The organism is Shimia ponticola, from assembly GCF_007995215.1.
GTDB classification, from domain to species: Bacteria; Pseudomonadota; Alphaproteobacteria; order Rhodobacterales; family Rhodobacteraceae; genus Shimia_B; species Shimia_B ponticola.
On record NZ_VCDK01000006.1, the window covers coordinates 297,711 to 315,076 of the forward strand.

General features: G+C 60.0%; 17 protein-coding genes. 12 read left to right on the forward strand and 5 right to left on the reverse strand.

The window, feature by feature from the left end; genetic code table 11:
- Positions 1-61 precede the first annotated feature (61 nt).
- Complete coding sequence (locus tag FE702_RS14980; protein ID WP_147127132.1) at positions 62-1,060, forward strand: NAD(P)H-quinone oxidoreductase; 999 nt, start codon at positions 62-64, stop codon at positions 1,058-1,060.
- A 163-nt stretch (positions 1,061-1,223) separates the two neighbouring features.
- Here the strand turns inward: FE702_RS14980 and truB are convergent, their stop codons facing one another.
- The 3 genes from truB to rbfA form a co-directional block, all read right to left on the reverse strand.
- Entirely contained in the window at positions 1,224-2,141 is a 918-nt protein-coding gene (gene truB, locus FE702_RS14985) for a tRNA pseudouridine(55) synthase TruB (protein WP_147127133.1), read from the reverse strand.
- A gap of 71 nt (positions 2,142-2,212) precedes the next feature.
- Positions 2,213-2,881: a phosphodiester glycosidase family protein gene (locus FE702_RS14990; RefSeq protein WP_147127458.1), complete on the reverse strand. Its 669-nt coding sequence runs from the start codon at positions 2,879-2,881 to the stop codon at positions 2,213-2,215.
- A 22-nt stretch (positions 2,882-2,903) separates the two neighbouring features.
- Positions 2,904-3,299: a 30S ribosome-binding factor RbfA gene (gene rbfA, locus FE702_RS14995; protein WP_147127134.1), complete on the reverse strand. Its 396-nt coding sequence runs from the start codon at positions 3,297-3,299 to the stop codon at positions 2,904-2,906.
- A gap of 99 nt (positions 3,300-3,398) precedes the next feature.
- Between rbfA and dapB the strand changes: the two genes are divergently transcribed.
- The gene (gene dapB / locus FE702_RS15000) at positions 3,399-4,217 is read left to right on the forward strand and encodes a 4-hydroxy-tetrahydrodipicolinate reductase (RefSeq protein ID WP_147127135.1); all 819 of its coding nucleotides are present in this window, start codon (positions 3,399-3,401) and stop codon (positions 4,215-4,217) included.
- A gap of 102 nt (positions 4,218-4,319) precedes the next feature.
- Entirely contained in the window at positions 4,320-4,685 is a 366-nt protein-coding gene (locus FE702_RS15005; RefSeq protein ID WP_147127136.1) for a dihydrodipicolinate reductase, read from the forward strand.
- Between the two features lie 9 nt (positions 4,686-4,694).
- On the opposite strand, the gene FE702_RS15010 is transcribed toward FE702_RS15005, so the two are convergent.
- Positions 4,695-4,907 (reverse strand): DUF1674 domain-containing protein, encoded by a 213-nt coding sequence (locus FE702_RS15010; RefSeq protein ID WP_147127137.1) that lies wholly within the window; start codon positions 4,905-4,907, stop codon positions 4,695-4,697.
- Positions 4,908-4,954: 47 nt separating this feature from the next.
- On the opposite strand from FE702_RS15010, the gene FE702_RS15015 reads away from it, so the two are divergent.
- The 9 genes from FE702_RS15015 to FE702_RS15055 all read left to right on the forward strand — a co-directional run bounded on the left by FE702_RS15015 (position 4,955) and on the right by FE702_RS15055 (position 16,758).
- Positions 4,955-6,253 (forward strand): RsmB/NOP family class I SAM-dependent RNA methyltransferase, encoded by a 1,299-nt coding sequence (locus FE702_RS15015; RefSeq protein ID WP_147127138.1) that lies wholly within the window; start codon positions 4,955-4,957, stop codon positions 6,251-6,253.
- Between the two features lie 161 nt (positions 6,254-6,414).
- Positions 6,415-8,127, forward strand: coding sequence for a heparinase II/III family protein (locus FE702_RS15020; protein ID WP_147127459.1), 1,713 nt, complete (start codon positions 6,415-6,417; stop codon positions 8,125-8,127).
- Positions 8,128-8,152: 25 nt separating this feature from the next.
- Positions 8,153-9,739 carry a bifunctional phosphoribosylaminoimidazolecarboxamide formyltransferase/IMP cyclohydrolase gene (purH, locus tag FE702_RS15025; RefSeq protein ID WP_147127139.1) on the forward strand — a complete coding sequence of 529 codons (1,587 nt, stop codon included), beginning with the start codon at positions 8,153-8,155 and terminating at the stop codon, positions 9,737-9,739.
- Positions 9,740-9,742: 3 nt separating this feature from the next.
- The gene (gene lspA, locus FE702_RS15030) at positions 9,743-10,225 is read left to right on the forward strand and encodes a signal peptidase II (protein ID WP_147127140.1); all 483 of its coding nucleotides are present in this window, start codon (positions 9,743-9,745) and stop codon (positions 10,223-10,225) included.
- A 48-nt stretch (positions 10,226-10,273) separates the two neighbouring features.
- Complete coding sequence (locus tag FE702_RS15035) at positions 10,274-10,783, forward strand: DUF3035 domain-containing protein (protein WP_147127141.1); 510 nt, start codon at positions 10,274-10,276, stop codon at positions 10,781-10,783.
- A 107-nt stretch (positions 10,784-10,890) separates the two neighbouring features.
- Positions 10,891-12,267, forward strand: coding sequence for a M16 family metallopeptidase (locus tag FE702_RS15040; protein WP_147127142.1), 1,377 nt, complete (start codon positions 10,891-10,893; stop codon positions 12,265-12,267).
- A complete protein-coding gene (locus FE702_RS15045) occupies positions 12,264-13,577 on the forward strand; it encodes a M16 family metallopeptidase (protein WP_147127143.1) in 1,314 nt (437 codons plus the stop codon). Before FE702_RS15040 ends, FE702_RS15045 begins: the two co-directional genes overlap by 4 nt.
- Positions 13,578-13,699: 122 nt before the next feature.
- Positions 13,700-15,538: a DNA mismatch repair endonuclease MutL gene (gene mutL, locus FE702_RS15050; protein ID WP_147127144.1), complete on the forward strand. Its 1,839-nt coding sequence runs from the start codon at positions 13,700-13,702 to the stop codon at positions 15,536-15,538.
- A complete protein-coding gene (locus FE702_RS15055) occupies positions 15,535-16,758 on the forward strand; it encodes a DNA recombination protein RmuC (RefSeq protein ID WP_147127145.1) in 1,224 nt (407 codons plus the stop codon). The genes mutL and FE702_RS15055 overlap by 4 nt, the downstream gene beginning before the upstream one ends.
- Here FE702_RS15055 and FE702_RS15060 read toward each other — a convergent pair.
- Entirely contained in the window at positions 16,755-17,345 is a 591-nt protein-coding gene (locus FE702_RS15060; RefSeq protein ID WP_147127146.1) for a YceI family protein, read from the reverse strand. The two genes, FE702_RS15055 and FE702_RS15060, sit on opposite strands and share 4 nt — an antisense overlap.
- Positions 17,346-17,366: the final 21 nt, after the last annotated feature.

Here is a 17,366-nt window from a genome sequence, read left to right on the forward strand (position 1 = left end):
GCGAGGCACTTGCCCACACGGGCGAAGGGTGCAAGGTCTGGGTCAAGCTGAAGGAAGACCCATGACCACAGAACTCCCAACCGAAATGCGTGCCGTCGAAATCCGCGAGGCCGGTGGACCCGATGTGCTGACTCCCACGTCGCGCCCGGTCCCCGTGGCAGGGCATGGGCAGGTCATCATTCAAGTGGCTTATGCGGGTGTGAACCGTCCCGATGCCCTGCAACGCGCCGGCCTTTACGCCCCGCCACCCACGGCCAGTGACCTGCCAGGTCTAGAGGCCGCCGGACGGATTGTCGAAGTCGGCCCGGGCGTTGACGAGTTGTCCGTTGGAGATGAAGTCTGCGCACTTCTGCCCGGTGGTGGATATGCAGAATTCGTCGCGACGCCCGCCGCGCATTGTCTCCCTGTTCCCAAGGGAATGGGCCTCAAAGAGGCGGCCTGCCTTCCCGAGACCTTCTTTACCGTGTGGTCCAACGTGTTCATGCGTGGGGGCCTCTCGGCCGGTGAACGGTTCCTTGTGCATGGCGGATCCTCTGGTATCGGGACGACAGCTATCCAACTGGCCAAGCATTTCGGCGCGCGCGTCTTTGCGACCGCTGGCAGCGCCGAAAAATGCGAGGCCTGCGTCAACCTCGGCGCTGAGCGTGCGATCAATTACCGGGATGAAGATTTTGTTGAGGTGCTCAAGGCCGAAGGCGGCGCGCATCTCATCCTTGACATGGTCGGCGGCTCTTACCTGCCGCGCAACGTGAAAACCCTCGTCAATGACGGTCGTCTTGTTCAGATCGCATTTCTGCAAGGCTCGAAGGTCGAACTCAATTTTGCTCAGGTCATGATGCGGCGCTTGACGATCACTGGTTCCACCCTGCGCCCGCAGAGCGATCAAGCCAAAGCGGAAATCGCCGAGCAACTGCGCACCCATGTCTGGCCGCTTTTGGATGCACGCCGCGTAGCGCCCGTTATGGATAGCGAGTTCCCGTTGGAAGATGCCGCAAAGGCACATGCCCGCATGGAAAGCTCAGGCCACATAGGCAAGATCGTCTTGAAAGTGAGCGCATAACCACGGCTCCAAAAGGGAGGACGCTCGGAGCCGCCTTACGCCGCCTGCTCTTCATCTTTCCTAAAGCACTCCCGCCGGAGGCCTGAATCGCCGCGAAGCGGCCTCCCTATGGTCATAGCCGCGGAACGCGGCGAAGAGGGAGGCGGGCGGGACCTCCCTTCTCTTAATGGCGCTCCCTTTCGCCAACAAAAACGCGGGTCGGGTGCAGCTCTCCGCCTTTGAAGACACCGACTGCAATGGCACGGTCATCATGAGCCGCCCAGCATTCGTCGCCATAGTCCACATCACCCATCACGAGGGCAGGGTTGCCATTGCGCAGTTTCGCAACCGATGCTTCGGGGCAATGCACACGGGGCAAATCATCGAGACCAACTTCAAGCGGTTGCAAGAACGCGTCGATCTCGGGCTGTTTCGCGCGCTCTTCGATCTGGTCTAGCGTCAGGCCGTCTTCGACATCAAAGGGGCCAGACCAAATGCGCCGCAATTCGCGCACATGACCGTGGCATCCCAGTGCCTCTCCGAGGTCGCGGGCAATCGAGCGGACATAGCCGCCTTTGCCGCAAGTCATCTCAAGCTCGACATGGTCGGGGTCAGGCCGGTCGATCAGCAACAGTTCTTCGACCCAAAGCGGGCGCGCAGCAATCTCCACGTCTTCCCCGTCACGGGCCAGTTTGTAGGCGCGCTGACCGTCGATTTTCACAGCCGAGAATTTTGGCGGGACTTGCTGGATGTCCCCGATGAACGGCAGCAAAGCATCCTTGATCTGGTCATCGGTCGGGCGCGCGGCGCTTTCGGCAATGACCTCTCCTTCGGCATCGTCGGTGTTGGTCGCCTGTCCCAAACGCACGGTAAAGCGATAAGCTTTCAACGCGTCGGTGATATACGGCACCGTCTTGGTTGCTTCGCCCAAGGCAACGGCCAGAACGCCGGTGGCTTCTGGGTCAAGTGTCCCTGCGTGTCCCGCTTTTTGTGCGTCAAAGGCCCAGCGGACCTTGTTCACGACAGCCGTCGAGGTCATGCCCGCCGGTTTGTCGATCACCACCCAGCCGGAAATATCACGTCCCTTGCGCCGCCGTCCCACGTGCAACCCTCATCCATCAGAAATTCAGGCGGGCGTGCTATCGCCGCGCGCGCTGTTCGTCAATCTGGTCGTCATTCGACGACGGCAATGATCGGCCCCATGGCGGCCCCAGCGTCGTTGCGCCCGTTGGCCGGATCATAGAGCCGCGAAATGGAACCATCGAGAAAAAGCGCCTGCGGCACGCTCAGGTGATCCCGAAACAGGCGACCAAATTCGTGAAACGTCACGGCGTTGTCCGTGATTGCCCAATACAGTGTCTGACCGTCAGCGCTGGTGCCCACGCCGTTGCGCCGTTTGCGACTTGTGCTGTCGATCAGGAATTGGGGGTGCAGGTCACCGTCGATCACCAGCATCGGACCGGATTGTGTGGCATGCGTGCAGGTGGGCGCCTCGCGCACATAGCGGAGCGTCTCGATGACCTGTGCGGTTGTCTCGTTCAGGCAAAGCACACCATTCGGCAGTAGGCCGAAATTGCCAGGGCCCGCGTTGGTGATCACCCGCATCTCGGTCTCGCCATCTTCGATGTAGTGACCGACCGGCCTCCGGTCGTCGTGATACATCCCTGCGTTCATGGCGATCTGCACGCCGTCAGGCAGCGCCGCAAACTGGGCATAAGGCACGCCGTCTTCATTCCGCAGAAACAGGCGCACGTTGGACGCGGTCATGTCGATGGTGCAGACGGTATATCGATTGCCATCGAACTTCACTCTGTCGCAGGTTGCGGCAGATGCTGGGACCATGGCCACCAGCCAGAGAAAGAGGCTAATCCTCCAGATCACGGCGCACGTCCTCACGCGCAAGAAGCGCACGGGTCTCGTCCATCTTGTCGAAGGTTTCGTCGATGCGGAACCGCAGGTCAGGCGTGTATTTCAAGTCCGACTTGCGGCCCAGAATGCGGCGCAATTCGCCCCGGTTGCGCGCCAGAGCCGCGATTGCCTCGTCATGGCCGTTGCCACCCAATGGCATCACATAGGCCGTCGCGATCTTGAGATCGGGCGAGGTCGTGACTTCCGACACGGTGATCGACATGCGCCCCAGATCGGGATCATGCACATCGCCACGGGCCAGCGCCTCTGAGAGCGTCCGGCGGATCAATTCTCCAACGCGCAACTGGCGCTGAGATGGGCCGGACCCTTCGTGAAATCTGTTCTTTGCCATGCGACCCAGATACGGACCCTCAGGGCGCTTGCCAAGAAGGCTTTGCAAGCGCGCCTGCGTCAGGCAAAAGGTCGCGACGTCACGAGAAGGGGAACAGCCATGACAGATCTGCCAGGTGTGGTGATTACCGGGGCTTCGGGCCGCATGGGGCAAATGCTGATCAAGACCGTGACCGAGTCGGACAAGGTCACGTTGGTTGGTGCTGTTGAGCGTCCCGGTCATGACTGGGTTGGGCGCGATGTTGGCGAAGCGATGGGTGGCGCAGCGTCGGGTGTGACCGTGACTGACGACGCGCTCGAGGCATTTGCCAAGGCGCGGATCGTGATTGATTTTACCGCTCCGGCGGCGACGCTGGCTTTTGCCGAACTGGCCGCGCAGGCGCGCGTGGTTCACGTCATTGGCACAACGGGCATGACTGATGAAGATATTGCCGCGCTTGAACCCGCCAGCCGCCACGCGACCATCGTGCGCGCGGGCAATATGAGCCTTGGCGTGAACCTTTTGGTGCAACTGACGAAACGTGTCGCTGCCGCGCTCGATGAGGATTTCGACATCGAGGTTATCGAAGCCCACCACCACCACAAAGTAGACGCGCCATCCGGCACCGCCTTGATGTTGGGCGAAGCCGCTGCCGAAGGTCGCGGCGTCAAGCTGTCTGATGTCCGCGACGACGCGAGAAACGGCATCACAGGTGCGCGGGAGCGGGGTCATATCGGCTTTTCGAACATTCGCGGCGGCGACATTGTCGGCGAACATGACGTTCTCTTTGCTGCACCCGGTGAACGCATTGTTCTGCGCCATTTGGCGACGGACAGGGCCATCTTTGCGCGGGGAGCGCTCAAGGCTGCGATTTGGGGTCTGGATAAAGGGCCGGGCGCCTATGACATGCTCGACGTGCTGGGCCTGAAAGACGGTTAAGACCTCACGTCAGGCCGCCTTCTCACGCGGTTGTGAGGTCTGAAGACATCCAATTGCCATGTTCCGACGTAGGTATGACGTAACCGAGTTGGGATAACGATCATGCTGAGAACTGCGACTCTGACTGCCGTGGCCATGCTGTTCACTTTGGGCGCGACTGCGGCCGACGCCATGGAAAAGCTAAGCGAACGCGACCAATTCCTCCAAACGCTGGATGGGCGCAATTTGACCATTGGCATTTATGGTCTGTCGCTCGCGGTCCTGCCAGACGGGCAGATTGCGGGCCGCGCCGCCGGTCGCGACGTTGTCGGGGAATGGTCATGGCAGGATGGGTATTTTTGCCGCTCCATGATGTGGGGCCAGCGCGAGATCCCGTATAACTGCCAGCTTGTGCAATATGATGGTCGCGAGATGCGATTCACCACGGATCGCGGAGAAGGCGACTACGCCGACTTCCGGCTGCGTTAAACCAAGCGCCTAGAAATCAATCGCAATACCGCCCTTTTCCCAGTCGCCATAGCGGACGGGTTCAGGGCCGTCGCGTCCGCCAAGCTCTGTCGGCATGGTTTTTTCTGCAGCAGCCTTGCGCCGTTCTTCAGCCTCGGCGAGCGCACGCTGAGCCGCTGGCGGCAGATCACGCAGTCGGTCTTCGTCGTTTCTCTCGGGGGCGGGGGTGTTGTCATCGGCCATGCGGCTGATATACGCCGCTCTTTGCATTCGTCCAAGGCCCTGCGCGCATGAGCCCCGATCCCAAGAAGAAACCTGTTTCCACATCCGCAAGCCTTCCGGCGCGTTCTGCTGCGCTGCGATTGATGCGTGCGGTCATCGAAGATCAGAAAATGCTGTCCGAGGTTTCGTCCGCGCCGTGGATTGAACGGCTGATCCCGGCGGACCGCGCGCGGGCCATGCGCCTTGCCACCGAGGCATTGCGCCACGCGGATCGGTCAGATCGTCTGCTCAAACCGCTGTTACGCAAAGATCCGCCGGATGCAGTGAAGGCCATTCTTTGGCTTGGGGTTTACGAGATCTGCGCGCTGGATACCGCGGCTCACGGCGTGGTGAATGACATGGTCACGTTGACGTCTAAGGACCGCCATGTCGCGGGCTACAAGGGCATGGTGAATGCCGTGCTGCGCCGTGCAACCGAGGCGGGCGTCGGCAAATGGGGCAAGATGCCTGTGCCACGTTTGCCCAAATGGCTGCGCCAACCGATGATCGCTGCCTACGGCAATCCCGGTGTGATGGCGATAGAAGCCGCGCATATGCGCGGAGCGCCTTTGGATTTGACCCCGAAACCGGGCGCCGCATCTATGCCTGACGGCACTGAGTTGCCGACAGGTTCGATACGTTTGTCTGGATCTCCTCAGGTGACTGCCCTGCCGGGGTTCGCAGAAGGCGATTGGTGGGTACAAGACGCGGCTGCGGCTCTGCCGGTACAGTTGCTGGCACCTCAGAAGGGTGAACGCATTGCTGATCTCTGCGCGGCTCCGGGTGGGAAAACCATGCAGCTTGCTGCGGTGGGTGCCAAGGTCACAGCGGTAGACGATTCCGAAACTCGGCTGGAGCGTGTGCGTGAAAACCTCACACGGACCGGACTTACTGCTGAGATCGTCTGTGCCGATGTCATGACATTTCAGGCTGAGCCTTTCGACGCCATTGTCCTCGACGCGCCGTGTAGCGCCACAGGCACTTTGCGCCGCCATCCGGATTTGCCATTTGCAAAGCAGGGCGAAGGGATTTCCGAGTTGATTGCATTGCAGTCGCAAATGATTGACGCGGCCTTGGCGATGCTCAAACCCGGTGGTCGGATGGTGTTTTGCACCTGTTCACTGATCCCCGACGAGGGTGAGGTTCAGGTCGACGAAGCTTTGCTGCGGCATTCGGATGTGACCGTTGATAGAGCCGCGTTGGATCGGCCCGGGATCGACCCATCTTGGGTCACCGAAGAAGGCGGTCTGCGCCTGCGTCCTGATTACTGGTCCGATGTCGGAGGCATGGACGGTTTCTATATGGCGGTTTTGCGCAAAGGCGCTTGAAACTCTGAGTGACTTGGCCGCGTCACGCGCGTATTCTAGGGCAAAGACCAAATTCCGTGACCCGCGCAAGACGCGCTGCAACACGGGACGCAGGACAAAACAGACCCGAGGCCGTCGCAGTGACCACCTTACCCGACAAGCCCGCACTGCCTGTGCGTGCGATGACGCGGCTTTACGCGCGTCTGGCTGGCTTTGGGCGGACAGCAACCGGCTTTGTCAGTCAGCCCGAGCCGCGCACCATCGGTCAATTCGCCAAAGGGCGGCAGTTGCTGGCAGGGAATTTTCTGTTTGCGGGATACTTGGTCGAAGCCAAGGACGCGAGCATCTGGGACGTCCCGCCACCTGCGACAAGCTTTGAAGAAGCGCTTCACGGGTTTGTCTGGCTTGATGATCTGGCAGCCGTTGGCACCCCGGCCGCGCGGGCATCAATGCAGGACTGGACAGCTCAATGGATTGAACGCTACGGGCGCGGAGCAGGGCCGGGCTGGACACCTGATCTGACCGGTCGGCGGCTCATCCGCTGGATCAACCATGCGCTTCTGATTTTGTCAGGCAAAGGTAGCGATGGGGCCGATGCATTTTTTCGCTCACTTGCACGGCAAACCCATTTTCTAGGGCGGCGGTGGTCGCACACGACCGCCGGGCTGCCCCGTATCGAGGCTCTTACGGGGCTGGTTTATGCAGGTCTGTCTCTCACGGGGATGGAGAAATACGTCACGACAGCCACCCACTCGCTTGGCCGCGAATGCGAGCGACTGATCGACGCCGAAGGTGGCCTGGCAGCACGCAACCCAGAGGAATTGCTGGAGGTCTTCACCCTGCTGAACTGGGCGGCGCTGGCGTTGACCGAGGTCGGCAAGACACCCGCACCGGCTCATCTGGCTGCAATCGAACGCATTGCGCCCGTCCTGCGCACCCTGCGCCACGCCGATGGTGGGCTGGCGCGGTTTCATGGGGGTGGTCGCGGCCTAGAAGGACGTCTTGATGCCGCGCTGGCGATGTCTGGCATCCGTGCCGACAAACCACGCGAGGCCGCGATGGGTTATGCGCGGCTGTCTTGTGGACGCACGACCGTCATCATGGACGCCGCCGCACCCCCACTCGGCACAGGCAGCCACGGAGCCCATGCATCGACACTGGGTTTCGAGCTGACGTCCGGGCGCAGGCCGTTGGTCGTGAATTGCGGGTCCGGTGCGGCCTTTGGAGAGGATTGGCGGCGTGCGGGTCGCGCCACGCCGTCGCATTCGACCTTGGGTCTCGATGGCTACTCCTCATCTCGTCTGAGCGAAGCAAAGCGTATGGGCGGGCGCAAACGCGAATTGCTAAGCGATGGCCCGACCGAAATACTGACCGAACGCCGCGCGACGGAATTTGCTGTGCGCCAGCAGGCCTCGCATGACGGCTATCGACAGACTCATGGCCTCGTCCATGTCAGAACGCTTGAGTTGACCCATGACGGTCGCGGGCTGGCCGGGGAAGAGTTGCTGTTGGCTTTGAACGACACCGACAAGGCGCAGCATGCGCGGATGGTCGATGCCACAAGCCTTCAAGGATTGCCGTTTTCGGTGCGTTTTCATCTACATCCCGATGTTGACGCAGTTCAGGACATGGGCGGTGCCGCGATTTCCATTGCGCTGAAAAGCGGGGAGATTTGGGTGTTTCGCCATGATGGATCTTCAGAACTGACCCTTGACCCATCGGTCTATCTGGAAGGTGGGCGGCTGAAACCGCGCGCGGCGCAGCAGATCGTGCTTTCCGGTGTTTCGCTGTCCGAAACGACCCGCGTCAGGTGGTCTCTGGCCAAAGCCCAGGAAACTCCGCTAAGTATCCGCGACCTTCGGCGAGATGACCCGCTGGAAGACGATTTGGACTAAGACCTACCTTGGGGATCACCACGACATGACCGACCTCTGGCCGCTCAAACGAGCGCTACTTTCCGTTTCCGATAAAACCGGTGTTGTTGAATTTGGAAAGGCGCTGGCATCGCGTGGGGTTGAGCTGATCTCGACCGGCGGCACGGCAAAGACATTGCGCGACGCCGGCCTGACCGTTGTCGATGTCGCGGACCTGACCGGATATCCGGCGATGATGGATGATCGGGTCAAGACCTTGCACCCGGCTGTTCATGGTGGGTTGTTGGCCCTGCGCGAAGACGCAGGTCACCTGAAGTCGATGGAGGATCACAATATTGGCGCGATCGATCTGCTGGTCGTGAACCTTTACCCGTTCGAGGAAACGGTTGCGGCGGGTGCTGATTACGACAAGGCCATTGCCAATATCGATATCGGCGGTCCGGCCATGATCCGTGCGGCTGCCAAGAACCATGCCTATGTCAACGTCGTGACGGATGTGCAGGACTATGACGCGGTGCTGGTCGAAATGGATGTGAACGACAATCAAACATCCTACGCGTTCCGTCAGTCCCTAGCTTTGACGGCCTATTCGCGGACTGCGGCCTATGACGCCGCCGTGTCGGCATGGATGGCCGACGCGCTGCACGAAACGCCGCGCCGTCGCGCCTTTGCTGGCACCTTTGCACAGGAACTGCGCTACGGTGAAAACAGCCATCAATCGGCAAGCTTTTATACTGATGGGTCTGGCCGTCAGGGTGTTGCGACGGCTCAGCAGCATCAAGGCAAGGAACTGTCGTACAACAACATCAACGACACGGATGCGGCCTTTGAATTGGTGGCAGAGTTCGATCCGTCGAATGGCCCTGCATGCGCCATTATCAAACACGCCAACCCATGCGGCGTCGCGACCGGAGCGTCATTGACCGACGCCTACAAAGCCGCGTTTGACTGTGACCGTACCTCGGCCTTTGGCGGCATTGTCGCCCTGAACCAGCCGCTGGATGAAGCGACGGCGCAGGAGATTGTGCAAATCTTTACCGAAGTGGTGATTGCCCCGGGTGCCTCTGACGCAGCCAAGGCCGTGTTTGCGGCTAAGAAGAACCTCCGCTTGCTGACGACTGATGGGCTGCCTGACCCACGTGCTGCGATCACGGCTGTGCGGCAGGTCGCTGGCGGGTTCCTTGTTCAGGACAAAGACACCGGGCATGTTGATCTGTCCGACCTGAAAGTCGTGACCAAACGCGCCCCGACCGATCAAGAGATGACTGACCTGCTCTTTGCCTGGAAGGTCGCCAAGCATGTGAAATCGAACGCCATTGTCTATGCCAAGAATGGCGCGACCGTCGGCGTGGGCGCGGGGCAGATGAGCCGCCTCGACTCGGCCCTTATCGCTGCCAAAAAGGCCGAGCGCATGGCTGAGGCAATGGGGCTTCCAGAGCCGCTCACCAAAGGGTCGGCTGTTGCCTCTGACGCGTTCTTCCCATTTGCTGACGGTTTGATGGAGGCCGCTGCCGCAGGCGCGTCTTGCGTCATCCAACCCGGTGGCTCCATGCGGGATGACGAAGTGATCGCCGCAGCGGACGAAGCCGGGCTGGCCATGGTGCTGACCGGCATGCGCCATTTCCGGCATTAACCCATGAGGCTGTTGTCCCTCACCGCGTTGGTCGTGTTTGGCCTCGATCAGCTGAGCAAGTGGTTTGTGGTTCAGTACCTCGACCTGATCAATCGAGGCGTGATCGAGGTTGCGCCACCATTCCTGCGGCTGACGATGGCATGGAACCGGGGCATCAACTTTGGCCTCTTTGCCAATGACGCAAACACGACGCGATGGGTCCTCATTGGCGTCGCTGTCGTGATCTGTGGGGTGGTCCTGTATTGGATGCGGGGCGAGCAAAATCGCTATGCCCTGTTTTCCGGTGGATTGCTGTTTGGCGGCGCGGCGGGCAATGTCATCGACCGTATCATCTATGGAGCCGTTGCGGATTTTCTCAACATGTCCTGCTGCGGGATCGACAACCCGTTTGCCTTCAACATCGCTGACTGCGCGATTTTTCTGGGGGCTGTGGGACTGGTGATCTTTGCCAGCGACGGTGACAAGAGCCGACAGACAAAGGCGTGACTGTGTCGTTCAATCGGGTTAGACACCAGAAAAAGGGTGGGAGTCCGAATGCGCTGTAAAGCTCGGATAACAGTACTGGCCATGACGGCGTGCCTGACGCTTTCTGCTTGTGGAGGCGGCGGTGGTTTGCGTGATTTTCGCAGCACCTCTGCAGGCCCTGATGAATTCGCGGTCACTCCGTCTCAGCCACTTCAGGCCCCTCCAAGCTTTTCTGAACTGCCTGAGCCGACCCTCGGTGGCACCAACCGGGCCGACCCGGCACCCCGGTTTGAGGCTGTTTCGGCGCTTGGTGGTCGTGTCCAATCCGGCGGCGTTCCGGCGTCAGACGGGGCGCTCGTGACCTATGCGTCTCGCCGTGGTGTGGACCCGCAAATTCGAAGCGAGCTTGCCTCCGCAGACCGCGCATTCCGTGATCGGCGCAGTCGTGTCCGTGTCCCATTCACGCGGCGAACCTCGCGCTATTACAGCGCATACGCCGGTCAATCGCTGGATGCTTACGCCGAGTTGGAACGCTTCCGCGCGGCGGGTGTGCGGGTGCCGACGGCCCCGCCAAGATAACCTTCGGCTGTCCCTGTAATTCCTACGACCTGCTCAATTCCCCGTCAGCACGGTTGAAGCGGCGCGCATCGCGCGTACCTTTGACCAAACACTGATGAGGAGAGCTCATGCCCAGCCGTTCTTTGACAGGCGCGCTTCTTGGACTGATCGCAGCGCCGATCCTTGCCTTGGCGTCGCCGGCCTTGGCCGATGATGGTGTCACGTCCTTCACGCTCGACAACGGGATGGATGTCGTCGTGATTGAGGATAGCCGCACCCCAGCCGTGACGCACATGGTGTGGTACCGTGTCGGGAGCGCGGATGAACCCGAAGGCGTCAGTGGCGTCGCGCATTTTCTCGAACACTTGATGTTCAAGGCGACCGACAATCTGGAAACCGGAGAACTATCGCGCACAGTGTCGGCCAACGGCGGCCGCGACAACGCGTTCACCAGCTATGACTACACCGCCTATTTTCAGCGCGTCGCTGCCGACCGGCTTGGCCTGATGATGGAGATGGAAGCTGACCGGATGGTCAACCTGCGGTTCAACCCGACCGAGATCGAGTCTGAACGCGGGGTGGTCATCGAAGAGCGCAATCAGCGCACCGACAGCGATCCTGGCTCTTTGTTCAACGAACAACGCCGCGCCGCGCAGTTCCTCAACCACCGCTATGGCATCCCGATCATCGGCTGGCGACACGAAATCGAAGAGATTTCCCAAGAGGATTTGCAGGGTTTTTACGACGCGCATTATGCCCCGAACAACGCTATCCTCGTTGTGGCCGGGAACGTATCACCGGATGAGGTCCGCAGCTTGGCCCAAGAGCATTATGGCGTCATCCCTGCAAGCCCTGACGTGGTCGCTCGTGATCGCCCACAGGAGCCACCGCAACTGGTGGAACGACGGATGGTGATGAAGGATGATCGGGTATCGCAGCCCTACGTGGCGCGGACCTATCTGGCGCCAGAACGTGATCCGGGTGATCAGGAAACAGCGGCGGCGCTGACGTATCTTGCGCGCATTCTTGGCGGATCGAGCGCGACGTCGGTTCTTGGTCAAGAGCTTGAATTCAAGACGGGGCAGGCAGTTTACACCAGCGCATTTTATCGCGGCGTGTCGCTTGATGATACGACTTTTGGCCTGATTGCCGTGCCGTCCGAAGGTATCTCCCTGCAAGAGATCGAGGACGCCGTGGACTCTACAATCGCACAGTTCATGCAAGATGGCGTGGATCCCGCAAAGTTCGAGCGGATCAAGACCCAGATCAAGGCGTCAGAGATTTACGGTCGCGACAGCGTGCAATCGCGGGCGCAGCAATATGGGGCAGCCCTCACATCTGGCCTGACGGTCGAGGATGTGCAGGCATGGCCTGAGGTGCTCGCGGCTGTCACACCAGAAGACGTGATGGCGGCAGCCGAGATGGTTTTTGATCGCAGTAACGCCGTTACCGGGTGGCTGATGCCCGACGACACACAGGACACCCAAGAGGAGGTGACCCAATGATCCGCCGTTTTTTGACTGCTGCCATTGTTGTTCTCGCTGCTGCCCCTGTTTGGGCCGAAGTGAAGATACAAGAAGTGACTTCGCCCGGTGGGATCACCGCATGGTTGGTCGAAGAACGATCCATTCCGTTCACGGCGCTGGAAATCCGGTTTCGCGGCGGAGCCTCATTGGATCAGCCTGACACGCGTGGAGCGGTCAATCTAATGATGGCCCTTTTGGAAGAAGGGGCTGGCGATATGGATGCCCGCGCCTTTACCGAGGCCGAAGAGGCGCTGGCTGCCCGGTTCAGTTGGGATGCTTATGACGACGAGGTCACGATCAGCGCCGAGTTTTTGACCGAAAACCGCGACGCATCCATCGATCTTTTGCGCGAGGCGATCATCAATCCGCGCTTTGATCAGGACGCGATTGATCGGGTGAAATCGCAGGTCGTGTCGATCATTGGTTCGGACGCGCGCGACCAAGACGAAATCGCGCGAAGCACCTTTTATTCCCTGGCGTTCCCAGATGACCTTTACGGATCGTCCAAGGATGGCACTCTTGCGACCGTGGCTGCGATCACGCAAGAGGACCTGTCCGAAGCGCATACAGCCGCGCTCGCAAAGGACCGGCTGTACGTTGGGGCCGTGGGTGACATTTCCGCAGAAGAACTCGCTGTTATTCTGGATCGACTACTTGGAGACCTGCCGGATGCAGGCGCGCCCATTCCCGGCAGTGCAGACTTCGCGATGGACGGTGGTGTGACAGTTGTGGATTTCCCAAGCCCACAATCTACCGCTCTCTTTGGACACGAAGGTATCGCTCAGAACGACGACGATTTCTTTCCGGCCTTTATCCTTAACCACGTCCTTGGTGGCGCGGGGACAGAGAGCCGTTTGGGCTTTGAAGTGCGTGAAAAGCGCGGGCTGACTTATGGCATCGGCTCGTATCTTGTGCCGCGAGACCGGGCAGAGATGTACCTGGGTCAGGTGCGGTCATCGAACGATCGTATCGCGGAGGCGCTTGAGGTGACAAAGTCCGAATGGGCGCGAACAGCCCAAGAGGGCATCACCGCTGAAGAACTTGAAACAGCCAAGACATACCTGACAGGCGCCTATCCGCTCCGGTTTGACGGAAACACGGCCATTGCCAATATCCTAGCCGGCATGCAGATGTCGGACTTGGGGATCGACTATATCGATACCCGCAATGACCGTATCAATGCCGTCACGCTTGAGGATGTGAACCGGGTCGCAGCAGAACTGCTGCAGCCAGACAACCTGCATTTCGTGGTGGTCGGTCAGCCCGAAGGTTTGGAAGCCACAAACTAAACAAGGGCGCGGTGGCCCGGCTTCGTCTCGGGCCACCGCTCTCCTTTATTCCTAGGCTCCGGGGCTTATTATTTGGGAAAGACGCATAGCGACTCGCGTTGGTGCGTGCTACCTATTGTGGCATGGCCGCCAGCAACCCCAACATCGACCCTCAGCCGACGCCAACGATCCGGCAATTGGACGAGGCCGCAATCAACCGCATCGCGGCGGGTGAGGTTGTGGAACGTCCGGCCAGCGCCGTTAAGGAATTGGTTGAAAATGCCATCGACGCAGGCGCAACGCGTATCGAGGTAGCCTATGCCGACGGAGGCAAGTCGCTCATAAGGGTGACAGATGATGGATGCGGCATACGGGCGGACGATCTGCCCTTGGCTCTCTCGCGACACGCGACGTCCAAGATCGACGGGTCTGATCTCTTGAACATTCATACCTTCGGGTTCCGGGGCGAGGCTCTGCCGTCGCTTGGGGCCGTGGGACGTTTGACGGTGACCTCCCGTGTTGCTGGCCACGACGCCGCTGAACTGTCGGTGTCTGGTGGCGTGACCGCCGATGTGCGTCCGGCGGCTCTCACGCGGGGCACGGTCGTTGAACTGCGTGACCTGTTTTATGCAACGCCAGCGCGGCTGAAATTCCTGCGATCTGATCGGGCCGAGGCACAGGCGATTGGCGACGTGGTCAAACGGCTCGCCATGGCTGAGCCATTTGTCACTTTTGGCCTGACGGATGTCTCGAAAGAGCCGCGCACGGTCTTTCGTGCTGAGGCCACCCACGGCGATTTGTTTGATGCCTTGCATGCGCGTTTGCGCCAGATCCTCGGTGCTGATTTTGCTGAAAACGCAATCCCGGTCGATGCCGAGCGCGAGGGGGTGACGTTGACAGGCTATGCCGCCTTGCCGACCTATTCACGCGGTGCGGCTGTGGCGCAGTTTCTGTTTGTGAACGGGCGACCGGTGCGAGACAAGCTGCTGATCGGGGCTCTGCGCGCGGCTTACATGGACTTCCTGAGCCGGGATCGTCATCCGGCGGCTGCGCTTTTCATTGAATGCGATCCAACGCGCGTCGACGTAAACGTGCATCCCGCCAAGTCAGAGGTCCGTTTCCGGGAGCCGGGAGTGGTCCGTGGCTTGATCGTATCAGGTCTGCGCCATGCTTTGGCAGAGGCCGGCCACCGCGCGTCTACGACTGTTGCCGACGCCACCCTCGGTGCCTTTCAGCCAGAGCGCCCGTCGGCTGTGGTCTATCAAATGGATCGGCCCAGGCCCGACCCTTCGCCTCAGCAGACGTGGGCTGACATACCGACAGATCGCCCTTTCGACAGCGGTTTTGCGGAGGCTCCCGCAGCTCGGGTCGAGCCCGAACCCACCGCGCCTAAGGAAATTCACCATCCATTGGGTGCCGCCCGCGCGCATTTGCATGAGAACTACATCCTTAGCCAAACTGAGGATGGCATGATCCTTGTTGATGCCCACGCAGCGCATGAGCGGTTGGTTTATGAACAGCTCAAGACACAGCGCGCCGAAAACGGGGTGCCGTCGCAGGCGCTTCTGATTCCCGAAGTCGTGGACTTGAGCGATGCGGATGCCAGCCGCATTCTTGCCGTGAGCGATGACCTGGCACAGCTTGGGCTTGGGATCGAGCCCTTCGGCCCAGGGGCCGTGGCCGTGCGCGAAACCCCTGCGATCCTTGGCAATTGCGATGCCAAAGCGTTGGTTCTGGATATTCTGGACGAACTGACCGACGGCGGAAACAGCACCACCTTGGGCGCGCGCATTGATGCTGTGCTTAGCCGGATGGCCTGCCATGGATCAGTCAGAACGGGTCGCCGCATGCAGGCAGATGAGATGAACGCTCTGCTGCGCCAGATGGAGGCAACGCCGCATTCCGGCCAATGCAACCACGGACGCCCGACCTATGTTGAACTGAAACTGTCTGACATCGAAAAACTCTTTGGGCGCGCATGATCCAGATTGGTGACACCACGCTGATGCTGTCTGATCCGGCGGTGATCCTGTCCCTGATTGGGATCGGGGCTGTAGTTCTGATCCTGATCCTGTTGATCGTGGCCATTCGGGCGTCAAACCGATCCGCTCAGGCCGCTGCCCCATTGGCGCAGCAGATGGGTTTTCTGGGACAACGCGTTCAGGCGCTGAGTGATGGGCAGCAACAATTGGCCGGAGGTTTGACGCATGTTTCCGAGGCACAGGCTGCGGCGCAGTCGAACATGCTCAAGCTGATGGAAACACGGTTGCAAACAGTGCAGCAGCAAATGAACACCAACCTTGCGACCAGCGCCAAGACGACCGCAAAGTCGCTTGGTGAATTGCAGCAGCGTCTGCAAACCATCGACAAGGCGCAGGAAAACATCACCAAGCTGTCAGGTGATGTCCTTAGCTTGCAAGACATCCTGTCGAACAAGCAGACGCGCGGGGCGTTTGGTGAAATCCAGTTGAACGACATCGTCACCAAGGCGCTGCCTTCTGACAGCTTCACGCTGCAGGCGACGTTGTCGAACGGCAAACGCGCGGACTGTCTGATCCACCTGCCCAACCCTCCGGGGCCGATTGTCGTGGACAGCAAATTTCCATTGGAAGGCTACGAGGCGCTGCGCAACGCTGAGAACGACTGGGAACTCAATGAAGCGGCCAAGCGACTGCGCAGCGACGTCAAAACGCACATCAAGGCGATATCCGAGAAATACATCATCGAAGGTGAGACAGCCGACGGCGCTTTGATGTTCCTGCCGTCCGAAGCGATCTATGCCGAACTGCACGCGAATTTTCCCGAACTTGTCCGTGAGGGGTTCAACTCGCGTGTTTGGATCGTATCGCCGACCACCTGTATGGCCACGCTGAACACAATGCGCGCGATCCTCAAGGATGCCCGCATGCGTGAACAGGCCGGTGCGATCCGCAAGGAACTAGGAATGCTCTATGCTGACGTGGATCGTCTGGGAGCGCGGGTTGGAAATCTGGATCGGCACTTTCAGCAGGCCAGCAAGGATATCGAAGATATCAAGATCAGTGCCGACAAGGCGGGCAAACGCGCCAAACGGCTCGACAATTTTGACTTCGAAGAATTGGCGCAGCCTGAAGAAGCCTCTCAGGCCGTTCTGCAACTGCGCGACAAAGCCAAATCTCAGGGCGGTCCCGCCCGTTCAGGCGGAACCACAACGCAGGATTAGGATTGCGTGCCGTCGGATGTGAACATCAGGCGGAAGGCAAACGGAACGGCGCGGGTGATGCTATCCAGCCCGGCGATATTTTTGAGCATGTCGATGCCGCCATCGATGCCCAGTTCATCCGTGGCAAGGAATACCAGTTCCTGTGAAGTCACCATGACCTTGTCATCCGTGATACGTGTCACGTAGATCGGTGCAAATACGGGGACCTCTTCGCCCAAAAGCGCCAGCGTCGCATCAAGGTCCATCGCCACGCTTTCGCCCGGATCAAGCGCGCGCAGGCTCTCCATGTCCATCTCGGCTGTCAAACCTGCGGTGGCAATCCCGCCAAACACGTGCTCGCCCATGCGCTCATTACGAATGTCTACGTATGTCTCGACAGATGTGAGGTCGATGGTCAGGTCCGCCATGCCGTCTTCGGACACGCTGCCCGTGATCCCGTCAAAATAGTGAGCTTCGCCGGTGTACTCGTTCTTGACCGAGCCGAACATCAAGCGCGAGCTTGAGCCATCCAGCGTCCAGGTTTCTGCTGTGGCCGGAATCGCCAGCGCCACTGCTGTCACCGCAGCGCAAATCATTGTTCGCATCATTTTCAGTCCTCCCTTTTCTGC

Coding starts and splice junctions, on each gene's coding strand:
- FE702_RS14980 (WP_147127132.1), top strand. CDS start 62: ATGACCACAGAACTCCCAACCGAAATGCGTGCCGTCGAAATCCGCGAG.
- FE702_RS14990 (WP_147127458.1), bottom strand. CDS start 2,881: ATGGTCCCAGCATCTGCCGCAACCTGCGACAGAGTGAAGTTCGATGGC.
- rbfA (WP_147127134.1), bottom strand. CDS start 3,299: ATGGCAAAGAACAGATTTCACGAAGGGTCCGGCCCATCTCAGCGCCAG.
- dapB (WP_147127135.1), top strand. CDS start 3,399: ATGACAGATCTGCCAGGTGTGGTGATTACCGGGGCTTCGGGCCGCATG.
- FE702_RS15005 (WP_147127136.1), top strand. CDS start 4,320: ATGCTGAGAACTGCGACTCTGACTGCCGTGGCCATGCTGTTCACTTTG.
- FE702_RS15010 (WP_147127137.1), bottom strand. CDS start 4,907: ATGGCCGATGACAACACCCCCGCCCCCGAGAGAAACGACGAAGACCGA.
- FE702_RS15015 (WP_147127138.1), top strand. CDS start 4,955: ATGAGCCCCGATCCCAAGAAGAAACCTGTTTCCACATCCGCAAGCCTT.
- FE702_RS15020 (WP_147127459.1), top strand. CDS start 6,415: ATGACGCGGCTTTACGCGCGTCTGGCTGGCTTTGGGCGGACAGCAACC.
- purH (WP_147127139.1), top strand. CDS start 8,153: ATGACCGACCTCTGGCCGCTCAAACGAGCGCTACTTTCCGTTTCCGAT.
- lspA (WP_147127140.1), top strand. CDS start 9,743: ATGAGGCTGTTGTCCCTCACCGCGTTGGTCGTGTTTGGCCTCGATCAG.
- FE702_RS15035 (WP_147127141.1), top strand. CDS start 10,274: ATGCGCTGTAAAGCTCGGATAACAGTACTGGCCATGACGGCGTGCCTG.
- FE702_RS15040 (WP_147127142.1), top strand. CDS start 10,891: ATGCCCAGCCGTTCTTTGACAGGCGCGCTTCTTGGACTGATCGCAGCG.
- FE702_RS15045 (WP_147127143.1), top strand. CDS start 12,264: ATGATCCGCCGTTTTTTGACTGCTGCCATTGTTGTTCTCGCTGCTGCC.
- mutL (WP_147127144.1), top strand. CDS start 13,700: ATGGCCGCCAGCAACCCCAACATCGACCCTCAGCCGACGCCAACGATC.
- FE702_RS15055 (WP_147127145.1), top strand. CDS start 15,535: ATGATCCAGATTGGTGACACCACGCTGATGCTGTCTGATCCGGCGGTG.
- FE702_RS15060 (WP_147127146.1), bottom strand. CDS start 17,345: ATGATGCGAACAATGATTTGCGCTGCGGTGACAGCAGTGGCGCTGGCG.